At 67.0% G+C, this 26,344-nt stretch carries 24 protein-coding genes and 1 pseudogene; 16 read left to right on the top strand and 9 right to left on the bottom strand.

Going from position 1 to position 26,344, the window contains the following annotated elements; all coding sequences use genetic code 11:
* The 3 genes from AC16DP_RS05140 to rsmB form a co-directional block, all read left to right on the top strand.
* A partial coding sequence (locus tag AC16DP_RS05140) for a hypothetical protein (RefSeq protein WP_483956642.1) occupies positions 1 to 1,449 on the top strand: 1,449 nt, incomplete at its 5' end.
* Positions 1,450 to 1,462: 13 nt separating this feature from the next.
* A complete protein-coding gene (locus AC16DP_RS05135) occupies positions 1,463 to 2,122 on the top strand; it encodes a hypothetical protein (RefSeq protein WP_329730996.1) in 660 nt (219 codons plus the stop codon).
* A 40-nt stretch (positions 2,123 to 2,162) separates the two neighbouring features.
* Positions 2,163 to 3,482, top strand: coding sequence for a 16S rRNA (cytosine(967)-C(5))-methyltransferase RsmB (gene rsmB, locus AC16DP_RS05130; RefSeq protein ID WP_329730995.1), 1,320 nt, complete (start codon positions 2,163 to 2,165; stop codon positions 3,480 to 3,482).
* A 3-nt stretch (positions 3,483 to 3,485) separates the two neighbouring features.
* On the opposite strand, the gene AC16DP_RS05125 is transcribed toward rsmB, so the two are convergent.
* Positions 3,486 to 4,319 carry a serine/threonine-protein kinase gene (locus tag AC16DP_RS05125; RefSeq protein ID WP_329730994.1) on the bottom strand — a complete coding sequence of 278 codons (834 nt, stop codon included), beginning with the start codon at positions 4,317 to 4,319 and terminating at the stop codon, positions 3,486 to 3,488.
* A gap of 256 nt (positions 4,320 to 4,575) precedes the next feature.
* Between AC16DP_RS05125 and AC16DP_RS05120 the strand changes: the two genes are divergently transcribed.
* The gene (locus AC16DP_RS05120; protein WP_329730993.1) at positions 4,576 to 5,160 is read left to right on the top strand and encodes a TIGR02265 family protein; all 585 of its coding nucleotides are present in this window, start codon (positions 4,576 to 4,578) and stop codon (positions 5,158 to 5,160) included.
* A gap of 68 nt (positions 5,161 to 5,228) precedes the next feature.
* On the top strand, positions 5,229 to 5,987 hold the full coding sequence (locus AC16DP_RS05115) for an alpha/beta fold hydrolase (RefSeq protein WP_329730992.1): 759 nt from the start codon (positions 5,229 to 5,231) through the stop codon (positions 5,985 to 5,987).
* Between the two features lie 68 nt (positions 5,988 to 6,055).
* On the opposite strand, the gene AC16DP_RS05110 is transcribed toward AC16DP_RS05115, so the two are convergent.
* Both AC16DP_RS05110 and AC16DP_RS05105 read right to left on the bottom strand, forming a co-directional pair.
* A complete protein-coding gene (locus AC16DP_RS05110; RefSeq protein ID WP_329730991.1) occupies positions 6,056 to 6,955 on the bottom strand; it encodes a LysR family transcriptional regulator in 900 nt (299 codons plus the stop codon).
* Between the two features lie 175 nt (positions 6,956 to 7,130).
* Positions 7,131 to 7,445 carry a hypothetical protein gene (locus tag AC16DP_RS05105; protein ID WP_329730990.1) on the bottom strand — a complete coding sequence of 105 codons (315 nt, stop codon included), beginning with the start codon at positions 7,443 to 7,445 and terminating at the stop codon, positions 7,131 to 7,133.
* Positions 7,446 to 7,504: 59 nt separating this feature from the next.
* Here AC16DP_RS05105 and AC16DP_RS05100 point away from each other — a divergent pair, with 59 nt between their 5' ends.
* The 3 genes from AC16DP_RS05100 (at position 7,505) to AC16DP_RS05090 (ending at position 11,377) form a co-directional block, all read left to right on the top strand.
* On the top strand, positions 7,505 to 8,617 hold the full coding sequence (locus AC16DP_RS05100) for an MJ1255/VC2487 family glycosyltransferase (RefSeq protein ID WP_329730989.1): 1,113 nt from the start codon (positions 7,505 to 7,507) through the stop codon (positions 8,615 to 8,617).
* Positions 8,618 to 8,822: 205 nt separating this feature from the next.
* A complete protein-coding gene (locus AC16DP_RS05095) occupies positions 8,823 to 10,295 on the top strand; it encodes an ATPase domain-containing protein (protein ID WP_329730988.1) in 1,473 nt (490 codons plus the stop codon).
* On the top strand, positions 10,292 to 11,377 hold the full coding sequence (locus AC16DP_RS05090) for an ATP-binding response regulator (RefSeq protein WP_329730987.1): 1,086 nt from the start codon (positions 10,292 to 10,294) through the stop codon (positions 11,375 to 11,377). The genes AC16DP_RS05095 and AC16DP_RS05090 overlap by 4 nt, the downstream gene beginning before the upstream one ends.
* Positions 11,378 to 11,500: 123 nt before the next feature.
* Here the strand turns inward: AC16DP_RS05090 and AC16DP_RS05085 are convergent, their stop codons facing one another.
* Together AC16DP_RS05085 and AC16DP_RS05080 are read right to left on the bottom strand one after the other, a co-directional pair.
* Complete coding sequence (locus AC16DP_RS05085) at positions 11,501 to 12,541, bottom strand: SDR family NAD(P)-dependent oxidoreductase (protein WP_329730986.1); 1,041 nt, start codon at positions 12,539 to 12,541, stop codon at positions 11,501 to 11,503.
* Positions 12,542 to 12,563: 22 nt separating this feature from the next.
* Positions 12,564 to 13,046 (bottom strand): TlpA family protein disulfide reductase, encoded by a 483-nt coding sequence (locus tag AC16DP_RS05080; RefSeq protein WP_329730985.1) that lies wholly within the window; start codon positions 13,044 to 13,046, stop codon positions 12,564 to 12,566.
* A 314-nt stretch (positions 13,047 to 13,360) separates the two neighbouring features.
* On the opposite strand from AC16DP_RS05080, the gene AC16DP_RS05075 reads away from it, so the two are divergent.
* The 4 genes from AC16DP_RS05075 (at position 13,361) to AC16DP_RS05060 (ending at position 18,012) form a co-directional block, all read left to right on the top strand.
* On the top strand, positions 13,361 to 14,239 hold the full coding sequence (locus AC16DP_RS05075; RefSeq protein WP_329730984.1) for a hypothetical protein: 879 nt from the start codon (positions 13,361 to 13,363) through the stop codon (positions 14,237 to 14,239).
* A gap of 29 nt (positions 14,240 to 14,268) precedes the next feature.
* Entirely contained in the window at positions 14,269 to 15,543 is a 1,275-nt protein-coding gene (locus tag AC16DP_RS05070; protein ID WP_329730983.1) for a choice-of-anchor X domain-containing protein, read from the top strand.
* 213 nt (positions 15,544 to 15,756) lie between these two features.
* Entirely contained in the window at positions 15,757 to 16,944 is a 1,188-nt protein-coding gene (locus AC16DP_RS05065; protein WP_329730982.1) for an oxygen-binding di-iron domain-containing protein, read from the top strand.
* A 27-nt stretch (positions 16,945 to 16,971) separates the two neighbouring features.
* Positions 16,972 to 18,012, top strand: a complete 1,041-nt coding sequence (locus tag AC16DP_RS05060) for a serine/threonine-protein kinase (protein ID WP_329730981.1) — start codon at positions 16,972 to 16,974, stop codon at positions 18,010 to 18,012.
* A gap of 177 nt (positions 18,013 to 18,189) precedes the next feature.
* On the opposite strand, the gene AC16DP_RS05055 is transcribed toward AC16DP_RS05060, so the two are convergent.
* A protein-coding gene (locus tag AC16DP_RS05055; protein WP_414640759.1) for an ISAzo13 family transposase occupies positions 18,190 to 19,396 on the bottom strand; the annotation gives its coding sequence in 2 pieces (ribosomal slippage) (positions 18,190 to 18,763 and positions 18,762 to 19,396; 1,209 coding nt in all).
* A gap of 639 nt (positions 19,397 to 20,035) precedes the next feature.
* Between AC16DP_RS05055 and AC16DP_RS05050 the strand changes: the two genes are divergently transcribed.
* The gene (locus AC16DP_RS05050) at positions 20,036 to 20,827 is read left to right on the top strand and encodes a DUSAM domain-containing protein (RefSeq protein WP_329730980.1); all 792 of its coding nucleotides are present in this window, start codon (positions 20,036 to 20,038) and stop codon (positions 20,825 to 20,827) included.
* Positions 20,828 to 21,087: 260 nt separating this feature from the next.
* A pseudogene (locus AC16DP_RS05045) lies at positions 21,088 to 21,291 on the top strand (ATP-binding protein); the annotation flags it as partial.
* 101 nt (positions 21,292 to 21,392) lie between these two features.
* Here the strand turns inward: AC16DP_RS05045 and AC16DP_RS05040 are convergent.
* Positions 21,393 to 21,929, bottom strand: a complete 537-nt coding sequence (locus AC16DP_RS05040; protein WP_329733374.1) for a hypothetical protein — start codon at positions 21,927 to 21,929, stop codon at positions 21,393 to 21,395.
* Between the two features lie 121 nt (positions 21,930 to 22,050).
* Entirely contained in the window at positions 22,051 to 22,839 is a 789-nt protein-coding gene (locus AC16DP_RS05035; RefSeq protein ID WP_329733373.1) for a DUSAM domain-containing protein, read from the bottom strand.
* A 386-nt stretch (positions 22,840 to 23,225) separates the two neighbouring features.
* Here AC16DP_RS05035 and AC16DP_RS05030 point away from each other — a divergent pair, with 386 nt between their 5' ends.
* Positions 23,226 to 24,374: a DUF2381 family protein gene (locus AC16DP_RS05030; protein WP_329733372.1), complete on the top strand. Its 1,149-nt coding sequence runs from the start codon at positions 23,226 to 23,228 to the stop codon at positions 24,372 to 24,374.
* A 784-nt stretch (positions 24,375 to 25,158) separates the two neighbouring features.
* On the opposite strand, the gene AC16DP_RS05025 is transcribed toward AC16DP_RS05030, so the two are convergent.
* Positions 25,159 to 25,626, bottom strand: a complete 468-nt coding sequence (locus AC16DP_RS05025) for a peroxiredoxin (RefSeq protein WP_329733371.1) — start codon at positions 25,624 to 25,626, stop codon at positions 25,159 to 25,161.
* Positions 25,627 to 25,719: 93 nt separating this feature from the next.
* Between AC16DP_RS05025 and AC16DP_RS05020 the strand changes: the two genes are divergently transcribed.
* Positions 25,720 to 26,344 (top strand): VIT domain-containing protein (locus AC16DP_RS05020; RefSeq protein WP_483956641.1); only part of this gene is annotated, 625 nt, incomplete at its 3' end.

Raw genomic sequence — 26,344 nt, 5'->3', positions numbered from 1 at the left:
CTGTGCAGCGGGGTGGAGGAGGTGGGGGCGGTGCTGGCCTTCACCTTCTGGGTGGAGGGGGGCGCGCTGACGCTGGTGGGCTACGAGGAGGGGCGTGGCGGCGAGGGGGTGGGGCGTCCAGTGGAGGTGGAGGAGCTGGAGCGGGTGCTGCGCCTCGTCCTCACCCAGTACGCGGGAGGGCGCACGGGGGAGGTGGTGTTGCGGCTGAGGCGTGAGGAGGCGCGTTGGGCGGTGGACTACGACGCCTCACGCACGGACGTCCGGCCTTCTGAGGCCAGGAGACTGCCGGTGCGCATGCCGGGCACTCCGGCTGCAACCTTCCTCACCTTCCACGAGCTGGCCGGCAAGTGGATGCGTGCCGTGCAGGTCCCGGCCGGAGGAGCGGCGCGGGTGGAGCTCGAGGTGCGGCTGGAGGACGGCCGGCTCGCCGGTGGGGAGTTGCGGGAGGTGCGGCGCACGCGCGAGGGGCCAGGAGGGAGCCCCGTTGCGCTGTCACCCGAGGTCGCGGGGCAGTTGGTGCAGGTGCTGCTGCCCTTCACCGAGGGGCTGGGCCCGCGCACGGTGCGTGTGGTGTGGCTGGCCGAGCACCGGCAGGGAGAGGCGCGGGCGCGAGGCCGGGTGCGGTCCGCGAAGGTGGAGCGCCCTCCGCCGCGGCCGGGGCAGAGTTGGTACCTGTCCATGCAGGAGGCCACCCTGCTGCGCTGGCGGGAGGGGGTGGTGGAGGGCACGGCCTGGCTGGCGCAGCGGGGCGTGGAGGAGCTGGCGCTGTGGTTCGCGTTGGGAATCATCGCCAAGGGCCTGGGCTTCTTCGCGACGGAGGGGCTGGAGTGGGTGACGAAGGCGCTGGGGCGCGAGCCCGAGGTGGTGGCCGGGTGGCTGCGCACCGCGCTCAAGCGGCTGACGCCGGAAGAGAAGACAGCCTTCGAGCGACTCTGGGCGAAGGTGCTGCTGGAGGGCGAGCAGGCGCTGAGCCGCGGCGAGCGCAAGACGCTGCGAGGCCTCTTCGTCCGTCTCGAAAGAGTCATCCAGGAGCCGCTCAATAAGGATTTGAAAAACACACTTCGCCAGGAGGCTCGCGTTTATTACGCAAAGCTGTATCCACAGTTCGCCAAAGTCCTGGAGGAGCAGAGCAAGGAGCTTCCCATCCACCATCGGCGGCCACTTCAATACGCGCACCTCTTCCCGGATGAGAACGTCAATGCCGGGGAGAACCTCGTGATGTTGAAAGAGCACGTCCATAAAAGAGTCAATTTTCTATGGGGGAGGTTTCGAACCGCTCGCCCCAACCCGACAACGGATGAAGTGCGCCGAGCAGCTGAAATCATTGATAAGCATTTCGAGCCCTGGTACCACCGCGCCGACGAGCCTCCAGGAATGTCGAGGTCCGTGGACGACGCGAGGGAGGCCGTGTTGCGCGATTTACGGAGCCGATTCCCTGGCCTCGAATAGACAGGAGAGAACGATGGAGGTGCTCATGCCTCTGCCTGGATTGGAGCGGCTGTTTGATGTCTGCTTGCGATTGAATCTCAGTGTGAAGACCTTGCCGCCTGCCCGCGAACCGCTGCGTGCTGGATGCTCCTTGGAGGGGCTGCCCTTCGACCCGGTTCTGGCTGATGTCTATGCGCGCCTGGGTTACGCGGCCTTTGCCACGGAATTGATGGGGATAGGGTGGACCCTCGACCGGTCGGATGAGCAAATCCATGAACTCGAGGAGAACAACAGGTGGTGGCGGGAAAATTGGTGGGAAGATCTGGGGGAGTCCGTGATTGTTTTCGGCGGTGATATCTACACATATGCCACCGTGCCGAGCCTCGCGGATGCATTGGGAAGGCAGCCTGTGATAGAGGTGGATACCTATGAGCCTGATGCTCACGTCATGCCCGTGGCATCGAACGTGGACCGCTTCTTCGACAGTTACTCACGCTATCTGGAGGCGCTGGTCGCGGACCCGCACTACCGCCAGACGGGCGAGAAGGACCTCTTCTTCCCCTGGCACACAACTGAAATCCTCGCGCGGGACGAGCGCCTGGTGGAGTTGATGCGCGCGGGGCGCTTCGACGCGTTGATGAAGAACGCGGATGACTCGACGCGCCGCTGGGCCGCCCGGGTGATGGGCAGGTAGGGCGCGCGGGGCAGGGGAAGTGTGGTACGGGGAGGGCAGGATGAACGCACGCGCCATCGCCATCCAGGTTCTGAGCCGTGTCCGGGCCACGGATGCGTACCTCAATGTCGTCCTCGACACGATGCTCTCGGAGTCGCCGCCGGCCGATCCCCGGGACACGGGCCTCATCACCGAGCTGACCTACGGGGCCACCCGCCGCCAGCTCACGCTGGACTACGCCATCACCCGCTTCGCCGACCGCAAGCTGGACGCGCTCGAGGACAAGGTCCTGGCCGCGCTGCGCGTGGGGGCCTATCAAATCTTCTACACGCGCGTCCCGGCCCGCGCCGCCGTGGCCGAGACCGTCCAGGCCCTCAAGGAGGTGGGGCTGGTGCGCGCGGCGGGCTTCGTCAACGCCATCCTGCGCAAGCTGTCCTCGCTGCCCTCGCCGCCGCTGCCGCCGGAGACGGACGCCATCGAGCACCTCTCGGTCCGCGAGAGCCACCCGAAGTGGATGGTGGAGCGCTGGGTGCGCCAGTTCGGCCGCGAGCGTGCCGAGGCGATCCTCGTGGCCAACAACCAGACGCCCGCGGTGGTCATCCGCGCCAACAGCGCCAAGGTGACGCGCGACGCGCTGCTGGAGCAGCTGCGCGAGACGGGGCTGGAGGCGCGGCCCACGGCGGTGTCTCCCGTGGGCATCGTCCTGCCGCCGGTGGGCCGGGTGGAGGACATCTACGGCTACGCCGAGGGCCTGTGGCAGGTGCAGGACGAGGCCGCGCAGCTGGTGGGCGTGTACGGGGACATCCCGGAGACGGCGCGGGTGCTGGACGCCTGCGCGGCGCCGGGCGGCAAGGCGTGCCACCTGGCCGAGAAGCACGAGGTGGTGGCCACGGACCTCCACGCCAACAAGCTGCGCAAGATCGAATCCGAGGCGAAGCGGCTGGGCCTCACCGCGCGCCTGCGGGCCGAGGCGCACGACGCCTCGCAGCCCTGGCCGGAGGAGTGGGGCGAGTTCCACGCGTTCCTGGTGGACGCGCCGTGCTCGGGCCTGGGGACGCTGCGGCGGCACCCGGAGCTGCGCTACCGGCGCAAGCCGGAGGACATCGGCCGGCTGGCGGTGTTGCAGCGGCGCATCCTGGAGAACTGCCAGGAGGCGGTGCCACCCGGAGGCCTGCTGGTGTACGCGGTGTGCACGATGGATCCGCAGGAGGGGCAGGATCAGGTGGAGATGTTCCTGCGCAGTCACCCCGAGTGGACGGCGGAGCCGCCGGTGCTGCACGAGTCGGTGAAGCTCCCGCTCACCCAGGCGTACCTCCGCACGCTGCCGGGCCCCGAGAGCTGGGACGGCTTCTTCGCCGCGCGTCTGCGCAAGCTGTACTGAGGCCTACGCGGTGGGGATGCCGGGCTCGTAGTTCGGTGGCGGCGGCGGTGGCTCATCCGGCAGCGCCCTCAGCACCGGTATCAGGGCCTTCAGGGCCTCGGTGAGGCTGCCGAACCGTCTGCCCGCCTCCGTGGCCGTGGCCCGCTCCACCCAGTGCTCCCAGCGTCCCCGCCACGCCCCGTCCCGCCGCGTGGCCAGCATGTCCCGCACGATGAGCCCGAAGGAGAAGACATCGGCCGAAGCCGGCACGGGCCCTGTCTCCCCCAGCTCGGGCGCCACGTAGGCCGCGCCCACCTGGGGGGGCTTCAGCCAGCCCGAGGCGTGGGTGCGCCGGAAGACCTCCAACCCCAGGTCCAGGAGGCACAGCCGCACTCCCTTGCCCCCGGGCGCGACGAGCAACCGCGTGGGCCGCAGCCGGCCATGGGAGATGCCCGCGGCCTGGGCGGCGGTGAGCGCCTGCACCAGCTGATCCGCGAGCGCATGCAGGTAGGGAAGATCCAACCCTACCGGATGGAGTCCCCCCAGCATCGAGGGCAGCGACTCGCCATTCCACCAGGGACGCACCATCCACAGCGCCTCGCGGGCCCCGTCGTACCCCACCGCCTCCACGGGCTGGAAGGCGGGGTGGTGCGTCCGCTCCCCCGAGCGCATGAGCTCCTCGAAGCGTTTCAGCTCGGCGGACGCCGGAGGCCGCAGCGTGCGCCACAGCGTGAGCCGCCGGGCGCTCCCTCCCTCGACGGGCTCCACCCGGTACTCCGAGCCGGGATCGTCTCCGAAGGCCGGTCGGACGATGCGCCACTCCCCTCCGAGGATGTCACCTGCGGTCAGCGCGCTCATGAAACAAGAGTGTAGACGGGATGGCCCCCTGTCACGGCAGGGGGGCCCGGGGCCGGACGTCCATCCTCGAACACGAGCCCACTCCCCTGGGTCACCCCATCCCATACGTTCCCTGTTCCAGGATGACCTCGCGCACCCTGGCTTCTCCGCGGGGGAGTGCCCTCGTGCGACGCGTCTTGATTCCAGCCCGGCAAGACGAATACTGCGCCCCGGAACTGGGGACCGGGCGGGAGTCCCCCCGCTCGCCGGGGACGCGATGGAGAAGGGCTCACAGCAGGAGTTGGAGCAACGGTTGGTCCTGTGCAGGCCGGAGGACACCCTTCGCGGCTTCTTCTTCACGGGCGCGTTGGAAGTCGTGCGCGGCCTGAACGACGACGGGGCCCTGCGGCGCTGCATCGACGCGGCCGGAGGCAGCCGCTTCATGGCCTTCTTCAGCTACCCCGTCGGCGCGCTGAACCGGCTGCTCTACACCGCGGCGTGGGCGCTGAGTGAGCGCCACGGCGGCTTCGAGGGAGCCATGTGGCGCCTGGGGCACGAGGTGGCGCCGGAGTACCTGGAGTCCGGAGCGGGGCGGGTGCTGCTGATGCTGGCCGGGGGCGAGCCGAGGCGGATGCTCAACGGGTTCCCCTCGGCGTGGCGCACGTCCGTCCGGCATGGCGAGTGCGCGGTGCAGTGGACCGGGCCGGGCAGCGGCGTCGTCTCCATCAAGGGCAGCACCCTGCCGTGCGACTACCTCGTGGGCGCGGTGCGGGGCCTCTTCGAGGCGGCGAAGATGGCGGAAGTGAAGGCCACCGGACGTCAGGTGAGCCTGAGCGAGACGGAGGTGGAGGTCTCCTGGTAGGCAGGCGGGCGTACACGGGCAGAAGCGGCGCGCGAGCGGTGTTCGGAGCGCGTTCGTGAAGGAGGCACATGCGCCGGTTCGTGGAGCTGACGGAGATGGGTCGAGGCACGGGTCCCCGGGTGTTGTTGCTCCCCGGGTTGGGCGCACGGGGCGTCGGCTTCCGGGCCCTGGCCGAGCGGCTCTCCTCCGTGGCCCGGCCCGTCCTCGTCGAGTACCCCGAAGGCAGCCTCGCCGCCTGTGGGGCAGGGGAGCTGGCGCGTCAGGTGCTCACGGCGGCGGGACGCATGGACGCGGTGGTGGCCAGCTCCTACGGGGGCATGGTGGCCGGGCACCTGGCCGCGGCGGGCGCCGTGCGCGGGGTGGCCTTCCTGGGCTCCTTCACCCGGCCCGAGCACCTGGGCTTGCGCGGCCACCTCATCCCCCTCATGGGGCCCATCGCCGTCCTGGGCCGCCCCGGTCCGATCACCGCCTGCGTGGCCTCGTGGAAGCGCGTCCCGGCCGAGCAGGTGGCCGACGTGGTGCCCACCACGACGCTGGAGCGGATGACCACGCTCCACCGCGCCTTCGCCTGCCGCCGCGAGCCGCCTCCGCCCGAGCTGCGCCCGCTGCCTGTCTCGTGCCTGTGCATCCAGGGGGACCGGGACGTGCTGGTGCCCGCGTCCACCCTGGAGCGGCTCGCGGCCTCGCTGCCTCCGGGGACTCCCCGAATCCTCCTGCGCGGCGCGGGCCACGTGCCCTACTTCACCCACCCCGAGGCGTGCGCGCGGCTGCTGACGCCCTGGCTGCACGCGCTGGCGCCCGCCGCGCAGGCCGAGACCGCCGCCTGAGCAAACAAAAGGCCCCATGCCTCCCACGCGGGGTGGCACGGGGCCGGGGCCGCGTCACCGGGACGGGCTCAGTGCTCGTCGCTCGTGGCCTCGGCCAGCTTGAAGGCCTCGAGCACCGCGGCCGACGCGCGGTCCAGGTACTTGCCCTTGCGGATGAGCAGCCCGATGGGGCGCGACACCGGGCCCTCGGCGAAGGGCTTGGAGACGATCGTCCCCTGCGCCACCTCGGCCGCCACCGTGGCCATGGGGAGGATGGCCACGCCGATGCCCATCTCCACCGCGCGCTTGATGGTCTCGACGTTGTCGATCTCCATCACCGGGTTGAGGTCCAGGTTCTTCTCGCGGAAGAGCCGGTCCAGCGCCTTGCGCGTGGGCGCCTCGCGATCGAAGGCGATGAAGGGCACGCCCGAGAGCGCCGTGAGGCTCACCTTCGCCTTGCTGGCGAACGGATGGTTGGGCGCGCACACCACCGCCAGCTTGTCGTCGCGGAACGGGTGGATGTCCACGCCCGCGCGCGGCTGCGGGTACGCGACGATTCCAATCTCCGCCGCCCCGAGGATGACGTCGTCGTAGACCTGATCATTGCGCCGGTAGTTCAGGCGCATGTTCACCTTGGGGTGCGTCTTGAGGAGCTGCTTCTGCACGTTGCGCAGCTCGTGCAGGCCCACCGAGTAGATGGTGGACACCGTCGTGGTGCCCTGCACCTCGGTGGACTGCTCGCGGATCTCGTTCTCCACCTCGGCGAACCGGGCGAGGATCTCCTTGCACCCTCGGAACAGGCGCTCGCCCGCGGGCGTCGGCGTCACCTGGCGCGCGCTGCGCGACAGGAGCTTCTGCTCGTAGCGATTCTCCAGGGCGCGGATCTGCTGGCTCACCGCGGACTGCGTCACGTGGTTGAGCTGCGCGGCCCTCGAGAAGGAGCCCGTCTCCACCACGTCACAAAACATCTTCAGGGATTCAAGCTGCATAAGAGGGGGCCTCTCCTAACCGAAGCCTAATGTCGAGGCTAGAGCTAATTAGCCGGTCTACGCCACACCGGAAAAAGCGCTTACCCCGCCCGCCCGTCCGGCTGCTTGACGGAAGAGGGACGTGCAGGCGGAGGGGGCTCCACTCGGGGTGAGCCCCTGGGAGGACGAAGGGCCCTCAGCTGGAGGCCGCGCGGGCCCGCGAGCGCAGCAGCACCACCACGGCCGCTCCGAGTGCCAGCAGGCCGGAGCCCATGATGACCTGCAGGCGGCCCATCTCCAGGTCGGCGTCGCGCCGGAAGCCGCACTCCATCTCGGACAGGCCGGTGCAGTCCGCCGGTGACAGGCGCGTCTTGAGTCCCACTCCCAGCAGGAAGAGGCCACCCAGGAGGATGCCGCCGCACAGCCCCAGCAGGGCCGCCCGCGTCAATCCCTCCGCGCTCTTGGGAGCCTGGCTCTCCGGGGCCTTGGTGTCCGTTGCCTCGTGTTGCATGGCGGGGACGCTACCGCCGCATGGGCTCGCGCGCCACATCCCGCGTATGCTCTCGCCCCATGAGAATCCTCTACGGTGTCGTTGGCGAAGGCATGGGGCACGCCACCCGCTCCCGCGTGCTCCTCGAGGAGCTGACCCAGGAGCACGAGGTCCACATCGTCGTCTCGGGACGGGCCAAGGACTACCTGGCCAAACGCTTCGAGAACGTGCACGGCATCTGGGGCCTCACCATCGCCTACGAGGGCAACTCGGTGAAGAAGTGGCAGACGGTGCTGCAGAACCTCTCCGGCGCGGTGAAGGGCTGGCCGCAGAACGTGCGCCAGTACTTCGAGCTCATGGAGGACTTCAAGCCGGACGTCGTGGTGAGCGACTTCGAGAGCTTCAGCTACCTCTTCGGCCGCAACCACCGCCTGCCCGTCATCAGCGTGGACAACATGCAGGTCATCAACCGCGCCAGGCACGACGCCTCGCTGCTCGCCGGTTTCGAGGATGACTTCGAGGCCACCCGCGCCCTGGTGAAGTCCAAGCTGCCCGGGTGCTTCCACTACCTCGTCACCACCTTCTTCTACCCGCCCGTCCGCAAGGAGCGCACCACGCTGCTGCCCTCCATCCTGCGGCCGGAGATCCTCTCCGCGAAGTCCGAGCCCGGTGAGCATCTGCTCGTCTACCAGACGTCCACCACCAACACGCGGCTGCCGGAGATCCTCAAGCAGAGCGGCCTGCCCTGCCACATCTACGGCATGCGCCGCGACATCACCGAGGACGTGCACGACGGCAACCTCGTCTACCGCCCCTTCAGCGAGAAGGGCTTCATCGACGATCTGCGCACCGCCCGCGCCGTCATCGCCGGGGGCGGCTACACGCTCATGAGCGAGGCCGTCTACCTGCACAAGCCCCTGCTTTCGCTGCCCGTGAAGGGCCAGTTCGAGCAGGTGCTCAACGCCCTCTACCTGGAGAAGCTCGGCTACGGCATGTACGCGCCCGAGCTCACCCTCGAGCGCCTGCGCGACTTCCTGCAGCGCGTGCCCGGGTGCCAGGAGGCGCTCAAGGGCTATGAGCAGGAGGGGAACGTGAAGATGATCTCCGCGCTGCGCGAGCAGCTCGCCCGCGCCGCCGAGTACAAGGGCCGCTGGTGGGAGGAGCTCGGCCCGGAGGAGCCCTCCAAGGCGTGAGCTCCGGCCCTGGCCGCCAGGAGAGCAGGCGGCCAGACGGGGAAGCGTTGGCTGGTCATCGGAGTGCCCCGCCGGTGGCCGGGCTGACGGGCGGGTTCCATGTTAGGAGGCGCGTCCCGGCACATGCGGCCGGGCCTGTTCCTCTAGAAGGCGTGCCTTCGCCAGGACCCGCGCATGGTCCCCTCCTTTTGCTCCGAGCCTCCCGATGGACAGCCGCAACACCCAGAAGTTGTTCGAGACCGGCATCCCGAGCTTCGATCTCCTGCTGGGGGGTGGCATTCCCCGGCGCCAGACCCTCATCGTGGCGGGCAACCCCGGCTGCGGAAAGACGATCCTCTGCAGTCAGATCGCCTTCCTCGCCGCCTCGCGCGGGCTGCCGGTGGTGCTCGCCACCGTCACGTCCGAGCCGCACGACAAGCTGGTGGACGCGCTCTCCGGCTTCTCCTTCTTCCGCCGCGAGCTGCTGGGCGAGAAGCTCTTCCTCGTCAGTGCCTATGCCTCGCTGAAGAAGGGCGCCAAGGAGGCGCGCGACACCCTGCTGCACACCGTGCGCGAGCGCGGCGCGAAGATGCTCTTCATCGACGGGCTGCGCTCCATCCGCGACCTGTGGCAGGACGAGGCCCGGCTGCGCGAGTTCCTGTATGAGCTGGGCATCGGGCTGTCCGCCACGGACTGCATCGGGCTCTTCACCACCGAATACCCCATCGAGAAGTTGATGACGCTGCCGGAAGCCACGACGGTGGATGGCATCGTCTCGCTGTGGATGAGCCAGCAGGGAGGGCGCCGCCATCGCCGGGTGGAGGTCGTCAAGCTGCGCGGCCGGCCCCACCTGCTGGGCGAGCACCTCCTCCAGATTGGGACCGAGGGGGTGGAGATCATCCCGCGGCTCGAGGCCCGCGTTCCCTCCGACAAGGACTTCGTCCCGCCGCGCACCCGGGCCGGTTTCGGCCTGCCCGAGTTCGATGGGTTGATGGATGGCGGCCTGCCGTTGCAGAGCACCACCCTGCTGGCGGGCAGCATGGGCATCGGCAAGACGCTGCTCGCCGCGCACTTCGCGGCCGAGGGGGCCCGCCAGGGGGAGAAGACGCTCTTCGTCTCCTTCTTCGAGCCCCCCGCGGCGCTGCTGGCCCGGGCCCAGCGCATCGGTCTGGATGTGCGGGAAGCGCTGGCGAGTGAGCGGATGACGTTGATGCACCTGCCTCCCTCCGAGCTGGAGGCGGACGTCCTGGTCGACCGCCTCCTGGCGGAGGTGGCCCGGTTGGGCGTCCGGAGGCTGGTGATCGACGGGCTGACGGAGCTGGAGCTCGCCATCGCGGACCCGGAGCGGCGGCGGACCTTCCTGGCCGCCTTCAGCGTGCACCTGCGGGCCGCGGGGGTGACGTCCCTGTTCACCAAGGAGGTGTCGAAGATCGCCGGCACCGAGCTGGACTTCAACGACACGCCCATCGCCATCCTCGGAGAGAACCTGCTGCTGCTGCGCTACGTGGAGCTGCGCGGTCACATCCACCGCGTCATGTCCATCCTCAAGATGCGTGACAGCAAGTACGACGGAGATCTCCGCGAGTTCGAGATCACCGACGCGGGGATTCGCGTGCTCAATCCCATGCGCTCGGCCGCGGGTCTGCTGACGGGCCAGGCCCAGCCCATCGGCTCGCGCATCGGTGGGGATGAGGAATGAGCCTCGTCCTCATCGCGGAGGACGAGGAGGCGATGCTCGAGATTTTCGCCCAGGTGGTGGAGGATCTGGGTCACCGGGCCCTGCGGGCGCACAACGGCGAGGAGGCCCTGATGCTGGCCCGGACCGAGCGGCCGGACCTGGTGGTGAGCGATCACATGATGCCCCGGCGCACCGGGGTGGAGCTGCTGCGGTTGCTGCGGGCCGATCCCCGGCTCGGCACGGTCCCCTTCCTGCTGCTGAGCGCCGCGCAACCCAAGGGGTTGGAGGAGGCGGATGCCTTCCTCTCCAAGCCGGTGGACCTCGAGACCTTCGAGGCCGCGGTGCAGCAGGTGCTGCGCTCGCGCCCCGCTGCCCTGCGGCTCCGCGAGGAGGCCATGACCGCGGGAGACCGCGCGGGCCACTCCAGCGACGCCGCGCGCGAGGAGATGCTCAACTGGGTGGCCCATGAGATCAAGACTCCCCTGAGCTCCGCGCGGCTCAATGCCCAGATGCTGCTGCGCAAGCAGGGAGAGCGCGGTGCCGCCGACGAGCGGAGGTGCTCCGAGGCCATCCTCCGCCAGTTGGATCGGATGAGCTCCCTCGTCACCTCCATCCTCGATGCGGCGCGCCTGTCCGAGGGCAAGGTGGCGCTGAATCGTGAGTCCGGCGAGCTCTCCGGCTTCCTCCAGGAGGTGGTCCAGGAATGGCGCGAGCTCCAGCCCCAGGTGGACTTCTCCCTGATGGGGGCGGCGCGGCCCGTGGCGCTGTTCTTCGACGCCGAGCGCGTGCGGTACATCCTCAACAACCTGCTCTCCAATGCGGTGAAGTACGGCGGAGAGCAGCGGCGCGTCGAGGTGACGCTCGCGCTCACGCCCGGCCTGGCGCTCGTCCAGGTACGCGACTGGGGCGTGGGCATCCCCGCCTCGGAGTTGCGCAACATCTTCGACCGCTTCCATCGCGCCGACGGCGCGGGCGGCAACGGGCATGGGCTGGGGTTGTACATCGCCGCGGCGCTCGCGAGGCTCCACGGCGGCTCGCTCACCGCGCAGTCGGAGCTGGGCCACGGCTCCACCTTCAGCCTCCGGCTTCCCCTCCCGAGCTGACGTCCCGGCCGGGTCCAACCCGGGGCCCGCCATACCCTCACCCCGACCCTCTCCCGGGGGGAGAGGGGTGAGTGGGGCAAGGGTAGGGCAGGGGTGGGTGCGGCCTGGGCGGATGCGACTGCTTCAGTGCAGCAGATCCTCGTTGTTCTTCTGCGCCGCCTGCCGCGTCAGCTTCGTCACCCAGGAGCGCGTGAGCGGTGTCTCGCTGTCCCGGCCCCGGTACCGGTCCGTGCTGCTGTCCTGCGGCATCATCCGGTTCACCTGCGCCAGCACCGCCGCCGTCAGGCCCGGCGCCAGTGTTCTCGCCAGTGCCGCCACCTTCGACGGCCAGCCCACCAGCGCCTCCGCGTCGCCCCGGCGGCAGGCCTCGAGGATCTTCCTCGCCGCCCGCTCCGCGTTCATCGACATCCCCGGCAGCGAGTCTCCCAGCACGAACCACGCGTACTCCGCCTCGTGGTCTCCCTTGAAGAACGCGTTGGGCGGGCTGCCCGTGCGCATCAACGCCGGGCACACCGTCGTCACCAGGATGCCGTCCTGCGCCAGCTCCGCCCTCATCCCGTCCGACAGGCCCACCAGCGCGAACTTGCTCGCGCTGTAGGGCACCAGGTGCGGGATGCTCACCTTCCCGCCAATGGACGAGATGTTCACGATGCGCCCCCAGCCCCGCCGCTTCATCTCCGGCAGCACCGCCAGCGATGTGTAGAGCGCCGCCCAGAAGTGCACCTGCATCGCCTCGACGAAGTCCTCCTCCGTCATCGACTCGAGCGGCCCCACCTGGATGCCCCCGGCGTTGTTCACCAGCACGTCCACCGCGCCGAAACGCTCGTGCACCTGGGCCACCATCGCCTCCACCTGCACCCGGTCACTCACGTCGCAGGGGATGGCCAGCACCTCGCCCCCCTGTCCCTCCAACTCGTCGCGCGCCCGGGACAGCTCCACCTCCTCCCGGGCGCAGATGATGACGCGCGCTCCCTCGGCCAGGAACTGACGGGCCATCACCAGTCCCAGTCCCCTCGAGCCGCCCGTCAGCAACACCGTGCGGCCCGAAAAGCTCACCTTCTCCCGCAGCATCGCCCTCAGCCCCATGACCGCCCCCATTCCAGCGGCGGTCAGGGCTCCCAGCGACGACAGACGGGAGGCCTCCTTCTTGTTCCGGCCTGCCATGTCGTTCCTCGCGTGCGGGGGTTCAGGGCGCGAATGCGCCAGAGGTGGCCTCGGGGCCGGTGAGCCGCTCCAACAGCCGCCTCAGCTCGGGGTTCGTCGCCGCCTCTCCCGCCACCCGCAGACGCAGGATGCCGAAGGCGTCGTACACCAGGAACGTGGGCACTTCCTCCACCCCGTACGCCTGCTCCATCGAGCCGTCGTCCACCGCCACCGGGTGACGGAAGCCCATCCGCTTCACGATCGCCTCGATGTCGTTGGTGTCCAGCGCATGGCCCAGATCCTCGCCCTCCATCGGGACGTGGACGCCAATCACCTGCAGCCCCTGGGGGATGAACTCGTCCAGCAGCGTCTTCACCAGCGGCAGCTGCTCCTGGTTCGTCTTGCTCAGCTCCGACCAGAAGTACAGCAGCGTGGGCCGGCCCCGCAGGTCATGCACGTGCACGGGGGCATTGATCCAACCGCCTTCGGGATCCAACAGCGTCAGGGGAACATCCATCGAGGACATGGGCAGGGCCTCCTCAAAGGGTGGAGAGGACGGGATTCAAGCTAGGCATCCGCGCCCCGCGCCCCGGACACCTCACCCCACCCGTCCCCTCCTCACCCGGCACCTCCGGCGCCCGCTTCCCTGTCCGGTTCCCTCTCCATTCCTGACGCGCCGTGTCAGCGAGTTCGGTTTAGACATCAAATATCCAGAAGACTGTATTTGATGGGAATGGAAGGTTTTCAGATTTCGAGAATATGCGAGTAGAGTGCTGTTGCCTGTCAGGCAACCCGCCGGGCGGGTACTCCCTTGGAAGCAAGAGCAGGAGGCGCTCTCTCATGAAGAAGCTGTTGAGCACGGCCATCGTCGCCGCCACCGCCCTGGTGGGCGCGGAGGCATCGGCCACCAACTATTCGCTGTGGATCCACGGCCGGAACGGCGGCAGCACGCTGCGCGGCAACTACGCGGACTTCAGCTACTGGGGCCCGAGCAGCACCGCGGCCGGCGTGAACAAGAAGGCCGTGAACTGGAACGGCACGCAGCGCATCTCGGTGGAGAACTTCCGCATCCGCGACGCGCTGGACTGCTTCTGCACCGGCGCCAACTGGTGCTACATCGCGGCGCACAGCGCGGGCAACCTGCAGATCGGCTACGCGCTGTCCCTGTACGGCGGCTCGGCGCGCTACAAGAAGAACGCCGTCCCCAACTCCACGGGGGTGTGCGGCAACACGGACGGCACCACGCAGGTGGGGTGGAACATCAAGTGGGTGGACGTGGCCTCGGGCGCGGGCGGCGGCAGCGAGCTGGCCAACCTGGGCGACTGGGCCTCGAGCGAGCCGCTCACCAGCGACCTGGTCACCAGCACCGCGCGCGGCATGTACAACCACAACACCACGCGCGCCAAGTGGTTCTACATGTTCGCCGGCGCCAGGGGCACGCTCTACTCGGGCACGCTGCCGGGCCAGGATGACGAGGCCGTGGCCTACCACTCCACCGGCGGTGTCTCCAGCACCGGCGGCTTCTGCAACCCCGGCGACTGGTTCTGCGACGGCACGCTGAACACCGGCACCTCGGCCACCAGCAACGGCGTGGCCAAGTGGAGCTACCACACGGTCTCGCTGCGCGATGACGGCGAGTCCTACGATCACTACGCCGCCGGTAACTGGGCGGGCATCGTCGGGCCCGTGCGCGCCGACATGGCCGCCTACGCCTACTGAGCCGTTTCTGGCAGCATTGGATGTAGCCCATGACTCAGCGCCCTTCTCGTCGTAGCCGGTGGCTTCTCCTGCTCGTTCCTCTCGTGGTGGGAGTGGGAGGGTTGCTGCTCTCCGTGGGGCTCATCCGTCCCGAGCCGGGTGTGGCGGATTCGTCCGCACCCGGTTCCGGGGTTTCGTCTGACAATGTTCCGGCCGGGCCCCCGCCGCGCGGGCCGGCACGGCCCTCGGCGGTCCCCGCGCAGCGGCCCGGCCAGGCCCCCCTGTCGCCTGAGGAGGCCGAGCGCGAGGCGCAGCGCCAGCTGTGGGAGAAGCGTCTGGAGCGGGCCCGCTTCACCCTGGACTCCTACCGCAAGTCCACGCGCTACCCCCACGAGTCGCGGCCCATCGAGGAGCACCCGGACCTGGTGTACCCGCAGTCGCCCGAGCGCAAGCAGCCGTTGAGCAAGGAGCAGCGCGACGTCTCGCTGACGTTGAAGCAGGAGAAGGTCTACGTCGTGGGCGACGAGGTGGTGCGCTTCTTCGTGGGCTGTGAGAACGCGAGCTCCCACCAGCCGCTGCCGTGCGAGGTGCACTCCGCCGTGGCCCGCGAGGCCCCGCATATGGCGCAGGCCGGGAGCGCCGCCGCCCCGGTGCCACTGGACTTCAACGACACCGGCCGCAACGGGGACGAGGTGGCCGGGGACGGCACGTGGACGGGGAGCTTCCAGCCCTCGCGCCAGGGCTTCGCCATGTTCGAGGGCACGCTGCGCGTCGAGTTCCGCGTGCGCGCGGGCAACAACGCCGAGGGCGGGGCCTTCTTCGACATCGTCTTCACCCCCGCGGCGCCCGCCACCTTCACCGGCAAGGTGCGCGAGGTCATCGAGAAGGGCTCGCTGCAGCTCTACGTGGGCCTGCAGGTGCGCAAGCCGGGCCGCTACGTGATGGCGGGCCGCGTGGATGACGAGGCCGGTATTCCGCTGGCTTATCTGGAGTTCAACGAGGAGTTGGAGGCCGGCGCCCGCGAGGTGCGGTTCCAGGTCTTCGGCCTGCTGTTGCACGACAGGAAGCCCGACTTCCCCCTCCGGCTGCGCGACGTGGAGGGCTTCCTCCTCCGGGAGCAGGGAGATCCGGACCGCGAGCTGGTGAAGGCCCTCTACGGTTACGTGCACACCACCCAGCCGTACACGCTGGACCGGTTCTCCGAGGCCGAGTGGGACAGCGAGGAGCGCCAGCGCTACCTGGCGGAGTACGGCAAGGACGTGGCCCAGGCCGAGTCGGCACTGGATGGCCTGTCCGGACGGCCGGCGGACCCCAAGGCCCCGTAGAAGCCGGGCTGCTCGTAGGGGGTTTCCCCGCTCATGCGGGGGCGGCGCACGATTTGCGGTCCCGTGAGGCGGGGCCGCGCAGTGGTTGCGTGCCCGGGGCGTGCCCGGGTGGACAGTGCACTCCGACTCCAGGGCGGCCCGCGCCTTGCTACGGGAGAGGGTGTTCCCGCCCCTTCCCCGGGGGCCCCACATCCCCAAGGACCGAGTGCCCGTATGAGCAGCGTCCAGGCGTTCCCGAATCGCAATCCGCCGCCGAGCAACGTCCGTCCATCCGACAGCCAGATCACCGACCTGCGACTCGTTCCCGTGGAGATCGCTCCGGATACCTTCTGGGTGGGCAAGCGCGAGCCCGGCAACATCTTCTACGCCAACCCTTACCTGCGCCGCTTCCGGGGCACGGACCCGAAGACGGGCCGCCCCAACGAGTTCAACCTGCTCATCGACCCGGGCTCGAGCAGTGACTTCGCCCAGGTGTCCACCAAGGTGACGACGCTCATCGGCGGGTTGGATCGGCTCAGCGCCGTCTTCATCAACCACCAGGATCCGGACGTGGGCTCGTCGGCGAGCATCATCTCGGCGCGCTACGCGCCCAAGGCCGGCATCCTCTGCTCGGAGGACACCTGGCGGCTCATCGTCCACCAGAACCTGCCGCGCGGCCGCTTCATCGCCACGGAGAAGTTCAGCCACGGGCTCAACGTGCCCACCGGCCACCGGCTGTTGCCCGTGCCCTCGCCCTTCTGCCACTTCCGCGGCGCGGTGATGCTGTACGACCCGGAGACGCGGGTGCTCTTCACCGGAGACCTGTTCGGCGGCGTCACGGACGTCAACGCGCAGGGCCTGTGGGCGGATGAGTCGGATTGGAATGGCATCCGCGCCTTCCATCAAATCTACATGCCGGTGAACCTGGCGCTGCAGCGCGTGGTGGCCGTCATCCGCAAGCTGGAGCCGGCGGTGGAGATCATCGCGCCGCAGCACGGACGGCTCATCCGCGGGCCGCGCATCCAGACGTTCCTGGACCGGATGGAGAAGCTGCCGGTGGGCCTGGACATCATGGACGAGGCGCAGGACCGCTCGCACCTGCAGGCGTGGAACGCGGTGGTGGAGCGGGTGATGACGCTGGCGCGCGGCTACCTGGGCCAGTCGGTGGACGAGAAGCTGATGGGCAGCACGGAGCTGGCCGAGACGGCGAAGGTGCAGAACGGCCAGGTGTCCATCCAGCGGCTGGGGCGCTGGACGGTGGAGCACGTGGTGGAGCTGCTGTGCCACGGGGAGCCGCCGGAGATCGCCGGCCCCATCATGATGGAGGCCACCACGGCCGCCGCCGAGTACAACCTGCCCACGCCGCACCTGGACATCGAGGGCACTGGCGTGCCCTCCAACGTGTCGCTGCTCGCGGGCTGAGGCCGCGCGAGGGGAGGGAGAGCTGCCGTGACGGACGAGGAGCACGACAGCGGGGTGGCGTACCTGAATCCCGCGGAGGGGGCGGTGGCTCCGCCTCCCGTTGCACCGCCGCCACCCTCGCGCGATTCGCGGGGGAGCGGGCCGGCGCGCACGCTGCTGCTCGGCAGCAGTGAGCACCCGGTGGACGAGCCATCGCCCCAGGGCCACCCGGTGGTGCGGGGCCTCATTCCGGGGCAGGTGGTGGCCGGGCGCTACCAGGTGGAGCGGTGGTTGGGCTCCGGTGGCAGCGCCATGGTGCACGAGGTGATGGATTTGACCAGCGGCGCGCACCTGGCGCTCAAGGTGTTGGCCGTGCCGGGCGCGGACGCCTCGCAGATCGCCCGCTTCCGCCAGGAAGTGGAGCACGCGCGGGGGTTGGATCATCCGAACATCGTCCGTGTGTACGACGTGGGGGTGGACGGGGACCGGCACTTCCTCACCACGGAGCTGCTGGTGGGGATGGATCTCAAGCGCCGCCTGATGGGCACCCGGCCCACGCTCGCCGAGGCGCTGCGGTGGCTCACCCACGCGGCGGCCGCGCTGGAGCACGCGCATGGGCACGGCGTGCTGCACCGGGATGTGAAGCCGGGCAACCTCTTCCTCACGAAGCCGGGCATCCTCAAGTTGATGGACTTCGGGCTCGCCAAGAGCTCGCACGTGGCCGGTGTGACGGCGCAGGGCGCGGTGCTCGGGACTCCCGAGTACATGGCGCCCGAGCAGATTTCGGGCGCGCATCCGGTGACTCCCGCGACTGATCTGTATTCGTTGGGCGTGGTGGCGTATGAGCTGCTCACCGGGCAGCTACCGTTCCGCCACCCGCAGCCCGTGCCGCTCATGTTCCTGCACGTGCAACAGCAGCCCGTGCCTCCGCGCACGCTCACCCCGAGCCTGCCCGAGCCCTTCGAGCGCGTGGTGCTCAAGCTGATGCAGAAGCACCCCGAGCAGCGCTACCCGAGCGCCGCCGCGCTGCGGAGTGACCTGGCCCGGCTGTGGCCCCTGGCGCTGCCGCCGAAGGCGACGTCGAGATAGGGAAGTGCTGGGTTCCGCATGCTCCCTCTCCCTCTGGGAGAGGGCGGGGGGTGAGGGTCGTCGCCAGGGTGTCCGCGTGAGGGAGACCCTCACCCTGACCCTCTCTTAGGAGGCTGGAGGAAATAACTTTTCCCTTTTAGTAAGGCACGCAACCCTTCGTAAGGGGATGGCTTATGGCTACTTGGGAAGGAGCATGTAGTTCCATTCCCCATGGAAGTCATCGCGCTTGAGGTTCAATGCTGCCAACTCCTCGTCACGCACCTTGATGCCTGTGGGGTAGTCCGCCATGTCGAGACTGGCCTGAATGTGGAGCCCCTTGGGCGCCGTCGTGCTGCCAATCAGATTGACGATGACTTCTCGGCTCTCCAACGGGCGCCCGCGCCAGTTGTGAGTAATGTGGCAGAACATGCGATGTTCGATTTTGTTCCACTTGCTGGTGCCAGGTGGCAGATGGCTGACGGCCATCCGCAAGCCCGTTTCGTCCGCCAGATGCTGCAACTCCACCTTCCACAGTCGGGCACGGGCGCTGTTGCTACCGCCACTGTCGGCGATGATGAGCAACTCCTTGGCCTTCGGGTAGCGTACGATGCCCATCTCCAACCACCACGTCCGAATGGTTGCGAGCGCGAAGGCCGGGGTGTCATGCGTCACCCCAACCCTCACCCAGCCTTCGTTGGCTCCCACATCGTAGACGCCATAGAGCAGGGCTTTGCCAGGCTCCTTGTCCACGAAGTCGTAGGCGCGCACTAGGTGGCTGGCCCTTTGGAGCCCACTCTCGCCCAGCATTCTTGAAGTCCCCCACCAGTTCCTTCTTCTTGGCGTCCACGGAGATGACCGGAGAGCCTCGCCCCTGGAACTCCTTCACCCGGGCGTTCACGTACTCGAACTGCGCATTGCGGTCCGGGTGTTGGGTCCCCTCATGGGTCTTACGATTGCTCTGCAGGCTATAACCCTGCCGGTGGAGAATCTCGCCCACCGTATGGGCGCTGATGCCATGGCCCTGGTTGTGCAACTCTTCTGCGAGTTTCAGAGTGCTCTTGCACGTCCAACGCAACGGAGAGGTGGGATCGCCGCGGGTCACTGGGTCAACCAATGCTTCGAGGTCTGCCAGCAACGTCGCATCCCTTGCGGTTGCCTTCTTTCGGCCTCCACCGGGTCGCCGTGCGCGGTGCACCTCGAGTGGAATGCCTTGCTTCAATTCCCTCATTCCCCGTCGAATCGTCGGCAGCGACAGTCCCGTAGCTTGGGCGACCAGTTGGGCTCCTTTGGACCCCATCGCGATGGCCTCTGCTGCCGCCCACCGTCGACGGACCGCCTCATTCATGCCAGAGCGCAGTGCTTGGTACTTGCTCTGGATGACTCTTCGCAATGCGTCCTCGTCCATCTGCCTTCCCCGCTGCTGCCGATTTCATTCATTGGAGCAACAACTGAAAGGGAAAAGTTATTTCCTCCAGCCTCCAAGAGGACGAGAAGAAGGGCAGACCGGGGAGGTAAGAAGTTCCGCATAGCGCGGCACAACCTACCAGAAAGGGTGCATCTACCCAGAAAGGGTGCATCATGACGGCCAGCCCGTCACGCCCTGTCGCCGGCTGGCATTTCATGATTAACTGGCTAGCCTTTGAGACATGGAAAACCTGAACTGTACCCCGCGCCTTTGGGTCGCCGTGCTGGTGGGTGGGCTCGTTTCGGGCTGTGCAGCGGCCATTGCATGCCGACCGGGAGAGTCCACGGTTGACTGCTGCATCAAGAAGTACCCGTTGACCGCGCTGGAAAGTTGTACCGCCAGCCGCTCGGACGTGCTCCGGGTCCTACGGGACATTTCGCTGAGAATCGACGACGAGGAATTCGAGAACAACGAAGATCTTCCAGAGTGGAAGCAGGAGTGCATCAAGAACTTCGTTCGTTGCTCAGACGAAGGTTGGAAGGCACCCTGTTATGACTGCATTCGCCGCTGTGAGGGCCAGCACGAATGGCCAGAAGCTATGTGCCCTGATCCTCTTAAGCGTAAGAAGTAGGAGCGGAGATGTCCGACAGCCAGATTGATTGGGACCCCATTCGGGCGCTGGCAAAACGGGTCCTGGATCAGGGCGAGCCCCTAGAGCTCACCGAGGAAACGCGCGCCCTTTTGCTGCGAAGTGTCCGCGAGGTGGCTATTAGTGACGAGGATGCAGAGAGCGCCCTCCGTAGCCCGTCCACCGCTACGACTCTGCTACAGGAAGTCCGGCGGCGCATCCATGACGGGTCATGGCGGCTGACTCGTGCGCGAAACCGGGCCTACGACCTACGGGATGCGGGCGATCTCGATGCGGCACGGCAAATCATGCGTGACGTGCTCGCCGTGGAGGTCGTCCCCTTCTATCGGGAGCAAGTTGAAATTGCCCTTGAGAAGTTGTCCGGGCTGGCGGATGTGCGCGCAACCGGGCAGCTCAATCCGGACCTACACGACCGGCCGCAACTCGCCGCCCTCTCACAGCGAGTTCAGCAGGGTCACGCCCTGGAACTCACCGATGACTTGCGCGACCTTCTGCGCCGGATGGCCCCCACGGCAGCCGTCAGCGACGCCGAGACGGAAGAAGCCCTCAAGAGCCCCGAAGGCGCCGAAGCCCTCATGGGGATGATTCTTTCTCGCTTGCGGGACGGCCAACGTCGATTCCTGCGCTCGATGTACCGGATGACGAGCCTCCGGGACGCGGGCGATCTTGAAGGGGCCCGCCAGCAGATGCGTGACGTGCTCGCCGTGGAGATCGTGCCGCAATACCGCCGGATGGCCGAGGAGCAGCTAAGGGGCCTCGACAGTCCGCCCCCGGAGTCGTGACCGCTTGTTACCGCGCACGCTTGTTGATGGAGATTTGGACCGGCTGGTTGATGGGCATCAGCGAGGACGCACGGGCGCGCATCACACTCGTTGATGGAGCCCTCGCCGGGCGTGAGCGGTGGGCGCGCACATCCAGCGAGGGCTGGCCAGGGTGAGGTTCAGCTTGGGGAGAGCTCGGAGGGAGGCGCGACACGCGCCCACTCCTCACGCACAACGTGCTGGTGACGGGCCCTACCGGCGTCGGCAAGAGCTTCCTGGCGTTGGAGGACAGGTATGGCGCCGGTGCGACGGTGGTGACCTCCCAGCTCGAACCGAAGGACTGGCACGCGGTGATTGGCGAGCCCACCCTGGCCGACGCCATCCTCGACCGGCTGGTGCACAACGCCCATCGGCTCAGGCTCACGGGCGACTCGGTGCGCGACCCGGAAAGGAATTTGACCCGGTCCAACAAGGGGGCGAAGTGAACCCCGGCCAGCGTCGCTGACGCTCCGACTGTTCCGCTTGCTACGGAACAGGCGTTCCACTTCGTCCGGAACGAGTGTTCCACATCGCCGGAATACGCACGCTACCACAGCCTGTCTTTATCGACATCTAGAATTTTGATCTCTGGAGCCTCATTGCTTTCGCCCAAGAGTCGTTGGCGGGTACGACGCATTTTCTCTGCCGTCTTGAGTGAAGCCTGCTCCCCTTGTGCCAATAGACGATCAAGCGAAAGCCTCACGGCTATCTCCAGCAATTGCAACTGGCGATCCGATAATCCATGGATACCCCGGAGAATGCTGCCGAGGTCGCCTCCAATCTCGGCTACATTTTCCTTGATTTGACGATAGCCCGCCAGGATCGCAATAAAAACGGCCAGCCATGCGGGGTCAGTAAAGATTTTGAAATCAGGCGGGGATGCAACATGAAAGCTCAGGATATACGTCTGCCGATTGCGTCGATGTCTCAGCCCTGGCCATTCCTTGGCCCATATCGTTTTCAGAATCGAATCGATTGCAGATGCAACCTCATGCAAATCCTTTGGCGTTGACACGATTCTCGGCAGCTTGATGCTGATTACCATTGGCGCCGGATTGCCCTCTACGAACAAATTGATGCCCATTTCATGGCTCCAGGGGTTCTCGCTGTTTAGAACAACTCATATTCACCTTCTCAGGCAAAGGGTCTGTCTATCCCCCGAGGCTCAACGACGCTCTACGGGGCTCCTACAGCCCCCAAGCCGGTCACGACTCTGGTGGCGAATTGTCGAGGCCCCGTAGCTGTTCCTCGGCCATCCGCCGGTATTGCGGCACGATCTCCACGGCCAGCACGTCACGCATCTGCTGGCGCGCACCTTCGATGTCACCTGAGTCCCGTAGGCTCGTCATCCGGTACATCGAGCGTAGGAACCGGCTTTGGGCCTTCCGGAAGCGAGAGAGGATCATCCCCATCAGGGCCTCGGCGCCTTCCGGGCTCTTTAGGGCCTCTTCGGTCTCGGCTTCGGTGATGGCTGCCGTGGGGGCGGTCTGACGAACAAGGGCGCGCAAGTCGTCGGTGATTTCCAGGGGGTGACCCTGCTGGATGCGTTGCACGAGAACGGCGAGCTGTTGCCGGTCGTGAAGGTCCGGATTGATCCGCCCGGTTGCGAGCACCTCGGCAAGTCCCGTCAATTCGTCTAGCAGGATTTCGGCCTGCTCCCGGTAGAGGGGGACAACCTCCACGGTGAGCAGGTCACGAATGACTTGCTGTGCCCCGTTCAGGTCCCCTTTCTCTTGAAGTTCCTCCACCCGGTCTCGGGCCCTGCTAAGTCGCCGCGACCCCTCCAGGATGCGCTGGCGAATCTCTCTTAACAGCGTCGTTGCCGTGGGCAGACTGCGCAGAGCATCTTCCGCGTCCTGTTGGCTGATGGCCACCTCTTGGGCGCTCTTGAGCAATAGGGCTCGGGTATCATCCGAAACCTCCAGCGGCTCATTACGTTCTAGTACGCTTCGAGCCAAATCCCGAATGCGGTTCCAGTTTATTTCGTCGGACACGATTCCTCGCCTCATTTCCGGGCTTTGCACATCTTGTCGGGCCATTCTTGCTGCCCCTCACACAAGCGCATGCAGTCGTGGCAATTGCCCGTCCATCTACGATCCTGGCACCTGTTGAAGTTGCGGATGCAGTTCTGTTTCCACTCGGGCAAGGAAGCGTTGTTGGAGTAGTCGTCATCGTCAGCATCGGCGCGCGCAGCCCTGAGCACCTGATCAACCTCGGATTGCGTGGCTCCACAAGCGCCTACCGGGTCTTGAGGGTGCTTCTTGATGCAACAGGTCATTGTTGAGTCACCTGGGCGGCAGTCCATCGTGGCCGCTTGCGCCAGGACTACGGGACGGCTCGACGTGTAGGTGTAGTGCGTCGTCCCACCAGAGTAGGCGTAATGCGTCCTACCAGCCGAGCAACCGGACGTGAGGACCCCCCAAAGCAGGGCCAGAACCAGGAACACATCGGAAGTCAAGTGTTTCATGCGGCCAGTGTAGAACAGTCTCTTTTCGAGACGCCACGACGGGCCCGCGCACAGGGGGCTGGCCGCTCGCGCCCCTTATCTGGTAGGTTAACCCGCGATATGCGGAACTTCCTACCTCCCCGGTCTACCCTGCTTCTCGTTCTCCTGGCGTCCGTGGCTGTCGCCAAAGAGCGATTCGCGAGCGAACGCTTCCCCTCAGTCCGGAGTGTCTACGTTCGGGACGACCCCCAGGGGAGGGCCGAGCAGTTATTTGTGACTCGTGACGTGACGACCGTTCTCCGATTCGAGCAACCCTGCACTGAGGCAGGAACGAAGATGCTCGGCTGGGAAGGTCGCTTTGAGCCGGTGGCATGTGCCGGGAAACGAGTGCTTATTGAGCCGCTCCAGGCCCTTGAGCCCGAGGACCGATTTATTTTGGTGGTGAGGCTCGTAGATGGGACGGAAGTGCCCTTCACCATTTCGGGTTCAAGTTGGAAGGAAGGAGAGTGGCCTGACCAACAGGTAAACGTATTCTTGAAGCCGGATGACCCGGATGCGCTCCGCAAGCGACTAGAGGAATACAAAGAGAGGGAACGTGAGCTTTGGGAGCAACTACGGGTTGCGAGCTTTACGGGGTCGTCTGAAAACCACACCCTCGCGGCGCTCCTTACTCAAGGCGCGGTGAGGTTCACGCCATTTGTGACCCGTAAAGCCTGGATCTTCAAGAACGAAGATTCAAACATTCAAGCTAGCGTTCTCACCGACGGCAAGGAAAAGGTAGCGGTTCTGTTTCGTGTGACAAACAAAGACCCCTCTACTCCTTGGAGATTGATGGACGCTCGCCTGTTTGTGCTGCCACCGGGGTTCCAGCCCCCGTTGTTCGTCGGTGAAGCAAGGCCGTTTGCCCTCCGAACGGATAAAAAGGTGATTCCGCCTGGCGAAACAGGATTTGTCGCCGTTGTTGCGGACAAGAGCGTGTTTGACTCCTCACAGGGGCCCAGCAAGCTTACCCTGGGGATTTTTCGCCACGACGGAATGCTGGCGGCGCATGTGACGCTGGATCGTCGTCTCTTTAAGAAATAAGAGGGTTGCTCATGCGTTCGGCTAGAGCACTAATTGGCCCCTCTCTCCTCCTGCTTCTCGCGGTCACGGGTTGCCCAACGGCGGGAGTGCCCTTGCGTTCGGATGGCACCCCTGGACCGGAGAAGTGTCCGGAGGAGGCCCTTACGGCGATGCGAATTCTCCGGCTGCGTCCTGGGGACTCGGCTTTCGTTGAACTCGACGTGAACCAGACCGACACCAGCCCAATCACCCTTTATGACGGGCCTGTCGAGAGCATGTTGAACGAACCTCTCGGGCTACTTGAAGCGCCTACACGACTATACGGGCGAGTCTGGACAGGTGGCCCGCAGGTCGTCGTCCGATATTACGAAGCGAGGCCGCCCCACGGCGACATAATCCCGATTTGCGCGGTGGCAAGGCTCGCGCATGGCCAGCTAAAGAAACTGCCCGAATCGAAACCGGGAATGGCGGTGCTCGAATTCTCGGCGTCTGGCGTGTTCGTCGTGGACTCATTCCGGTGAGCCGCCCCACCGGGACACCCGCCCGAAAGCCCCTAGCCGGTCGGTTCACCTTGGGTGCGTGTCCCGTGTAGTGGGGAATGTAGCTGCGAGCGCCAGAGGAGACCTGAATTGATGGTTTTCGACCCCATCAATCAGGTCTAAGTGCCCGAAACTCTTGGGGAACCGTTTTTTCTCCCACTAAAGAGAGGGTCGGGGTGAGGGTCTTCCCCGACGCGTCAATGGCGTGTCACTGACGCGTCAGCCACCCGAGGACAGCCACCCGAGGACAGCCACCCGAGGACAGACTATGCCCCGGCGCCCTGCAACTGCTTGACGATGCCCAGCGCCTCGGAGACGTGGCGCGTGGCGTTGAGCTGCGAGTTGAAGACGTGCCGGACGACGCCCTTGCGGTCGATGACGTACGTCACCCGGCCCGGGAGCAGGCCCAGGGTGCTCGGCACGCCGTACTGGCGCCGCACCTTGCCGCCCTCGTCGGCCAGCAGCGTGAAAGGCAGCCGGTGCTTGGCCGCGAAGGCCTCGTGCGAGGCCGCCGACTGCGAGCTGATGCCCACCACCTCGGCCCCCGCGTCCTTGAAGGACTCGTACGAGTCACGGAACGAGCACGCCTCCTTGGTGCAGCCCGGCGTATCGTCCTTCGGGTAGAAGTAGAGGACCACCGTCGCCTTCTGGAGCAGCTCCTTCAGCTGCACGGGGGTGCCATCCTGCTTGGGCAATGAGAAATCGGGGGCCAGGTCGCCAGTCTTGATGCTCATGGTGGCCCCTTGCTAACCAACGCTCCCTGACGTTTCAACGCACAACGGGTCACGCACAACGAGCAGCGGGCCGCTGACGGGTAGAATGCCCCCATGCGGCACCTCTCGCGTCCCCTCTCCCTCTGGGTTCTCCTCCTGCTCGCCGGGGGGCCGGGGATGGCCGTGGCGGAGGAGCTCTCGTACTGCGAGGAGGACAGGCGCACCGGCGAGGAGCGCGGCCACGAGGTGGAGCACCGGGTGGAGGCCCGGCCCGAGGGAGACGGGGTGCGCTTCACCGTGCACCGCACCTTCCACAACCCCCGCCCGCGCCACACCGAGCTGGAGGCCCTCCTCGTCCTGCCCCGAGGGGGCACGGTGCATGGCCTCGCCCTCGAGTCCCAGGGACAGTGGACGGAGGGACTCCTGCTCGAGGCCTCCCAGGCGGAACGCCGCTACGAGGCCCTCCGGCGCAAGGGCTCCGCGGCTCCCCGGGCGATCGCGCTGCTGTCCTCGGAGGCGGGCGCCACGGTGCGCCTGAGGCTCTGGAACCTGCCGCCCCGGGCCTCGGTGACGGTGCGTTACGAGGTCCGCGCGCGGCTCGCCTACGCCCACGTGCGTATTCCGGCGATGTGGAACACTCGTTCCGGACGAAGTGGAACGCCTGTTCCGGAGCAAGCGGAACAGTCGGAGCGTCAGCGACGCTGGCCGGGGTTCACTTCGCCCCCTTCTTGGACCGGGT

The organism is Archangium sp. (assembly GCF_057119385.1).
This window is presented reverse-complemented; position numbering and strand designations above follow the sequence as displayed.